Genomic DNA, 3,017 nt, shown 5'->3' on the forward strand with positions numbered 1-3,017 from the left:
AAAGCGTTGGTTAAGTCCTCGATCTATTAGTATCAGTCAGCTCCACATGTCGCCACGCTTCCACCTCTGACCTATCAACCTGATCATCTTTCAGGGATCTTACTAGCTTGCGCCATGGGAAATCTCATCTTGAGGGGGGCTTCATGCTTAGATGCTTTCAGCACTTATCCCTTCCGCACGTAGCTACCCAGCTATGCCTTTGGCAAGACAACTGGTACACCAGCGGTGCGTCCATCCCGGTCCTCTCGTACTAAGGACAGCTCCTCTCAAATTTCCTGCGCCCGCGACGGATAGGGACCGAACTGTCTCACGACGTTCTGAACCCAGCTCGCGTACCGCTTTAATGGGCGAACAGCCCAACCCTTGGGACCGACTACAGCCCCAGGATGCGATGAGCCGACATCGAGGTGCCAAACCTCCCCGTCGATGTGGACTCTTGGGGGAGATAAGCCTGTTATCCCCGGGGTAGCTTTTATCCGTTGAGCGATGGCCCTTCCATGCGGAACCACCGGATCACTAAGCCCGACTTTCGTCCCTGCTCGACTTGTAGGTCTCGCAGTCAAGCTCCCTTGTGCCTTTACACTCTGCGAATGATTTCCAACCATTCTGAGGGAACCTTTGGGCGCCTCCGTTACTCTTTAGGAGGCGACCGCCCCAGTCAAACTGCCCACCTGACACTGTCTCCCACCCCGATAAGGGGCGCGGGTTAGAATTTCAATACAGCCAGGGTAGTATCCCACCAACGCCTCCACCGAAGCTAGCGCTCCGGCTTCTCAGGCTCCTACCTATCCTGTACAAGCTGTAACAAAATTCAATATCAGGCTGCAGTAAAGCTCCACGGGGTCTTTCCGTCCTGTCGCGGGTAACCTGCATCTTCACAGGTACTATAATTTCACCGAGTCTCTCGTTGAGACAGTGCCCAGATCGTTACACCTTTCGTGCGGGTCGGAACTTACCCGACAAGGAATTTCGCTACCTTAGGACCGTTATAGTTACGGCCGCCGTTTACTGGGGCTTCGGTTCAAAGCTTCGCTTGCGCTAACCTCTCCCCTTAACCTTCCAGCACCGGGCAGGTGTCAGCCCCTATACTTCGCCTTGCGGCTTCGCAGAGACCTGTGTTTTTGCTAAACAGTCGCCTGGGCCTATTCACTGCGGCTTTTCTGGGCTATTCACCCTAAAAAGCACCCCTTCTCCCGAAGTTACGGGGTCATTTTGCCGAGTTCCTTAACGAGAGTTCTCTCGCACACCTTAGGATTCTCTCCTCGCCTACCTGTGTCGGTTTGCGGTACGGGCACCTTACATCTCACTAGAGGCTTTTCTTGGCAGTGTGGAATCAGGAACTTCGGTACTATATTTCCCTCGCCATCACAGCTCCGCCTTAATGGAAACGGGATTTGCCTCGTTTCCGGCCTAACTGCTTGGACGCGCATATCCAACAGCGCGCTTACCCTATCCTTCTGCGTCCCCCCATCGTTCAAACGATGTATAGGTGGTACAGGAATATCAACCTGTTGTCCATCGCCTACGCCTTTCGGCCTCGGCTTAGGTCCCGACTAACCCTGAGCGGACGAGCCTTCCTCAGGAAACCTTAGGCATTCGGTGGAAGGGATTCTCACCCTTCTTTCGCTACTCATACCGGCATTCTCACTTCTAAGCGCTCCACCAGTCCTTACGGTCTGACTTCAACGCCCTTAGAACGCTCTCCTACCATCGACACCATACGGTGTCAATCCACAGCTTCGGTGATACGTTTAGCCCCGGTACATTTTCGGCGCGGAGTCACTCGACCAGTGAGCTATTACGCACTCTTTAAATGGTGGCTGCTTCTGAGCCAACATCCTGGTTGTCTAAGCAACTCCACATCCTTTTCCACTTAACGTATACTTTGGGACCTTAGCTGGTGGTCTGGGCTGTTTCCCTTTCGACTACGGATCTTATCACTCGCAGTCTGACTCCCAAGAATAAGTATTTGGCATTCGGAGTTTGACTGAATTCGGTAACCCGTTGGGGGCCCCTAGTCCAATCAGTGCTCTACCTCCAATACTCTCATCTTGAGGCTAGCCCTAAAGCTATTTCGGAGAGAACCAGCTATCTCCAGGTTCGATTGGAATTTCTCCGCTACCCACACCTCATCCCCGCACTTTTCAACGTGCGTGGGTTCGGGCCTCCATTCAGTGTTACCTGAACTTCACCCTGGACATGGGTAGATCACCTGGTTTCGGGTCTACGACCTCATACTCATTCGCCCTATTCAGACTCGCTTTCGCTGCGGCTCCGTCTTATCAACTTAACCTCGCATGAAATCGTAACTCGCCGGTTCATTCTACAAAAGGCACGCCATTACCCATTAACGGGCTTTGACTACTTGTAGGCACACGGTTTCAGGATCTATTTCACTCCCCTTCCGGGGTGCTTTTCACCTTTCCCTCACGGTACTGGTTCACTATCGGTCACTAGGTAGTATTTAGCCTTGGGAGATGGTCCTCCCTGCTTCCGACGGGATTTCTCGTGTCCCGCCGTACTCAGGATCCACTCAGGAGGGAACGAAGTTTCAACTACAGGGTTTTTACCTTCTTTGACGGACCTTTCCAGGTCACTTCATTTACCCCGTTCCTTTGTAACTCCATATTGAGTGTCCTACAACCCCAAGAGGCAAGCCTCTTGGTTTGGGCTACATTCCGTTTCGCTCGCCGCTACTCAGGAAATCGCTATTGCTTTCTCTTCCTCCGGGTACTTAGATGTTTCAGTTCCCCGGGTCTGCCTTCAATACCCTATGTATTCAGGTAGAGATACTGTTCCATTACGAACAGTGGGTTTCCCCATTCGGAAATCTCCGGATCAAAGCTTACTTACAGCTCCCCGAAGCATATCGGTGTTAGTCCCGTCCTTCATCGGCTCCTAGTGCCAAGGCATCCACCGTGCGCCCTTTCTAACTTAACCGTTAAAAAGATCTTACTGATGCTTTGAAAAAAATTAATTGCCTTCTATCTATTATCTAGTTTTCAAGGAACAATGTA

Annotated in this window: 1 rRNA gene; it reads right to left on the reverse strand. The window is 51.8% G+C overall.

From position 1 onward, the window contains the following. Window positions 1–6: 6 nt before the first annotated feature. A 23S ribosomal RNA gene (locus ACIQXU_RS20790) occupies window positions 7–2,940 on the reverse strand. Window positions 2,941–3,017: the final 77 nt, after the last annotated feature.

The sequence above is a fragment of the Peribacillus sp. NPDC097284 genome (assembly GCF_044761765.1).
GTDB lineage: Bacteria > Bacillota > Bacilli > Bacillales > DSM-1321 > Peribacillus.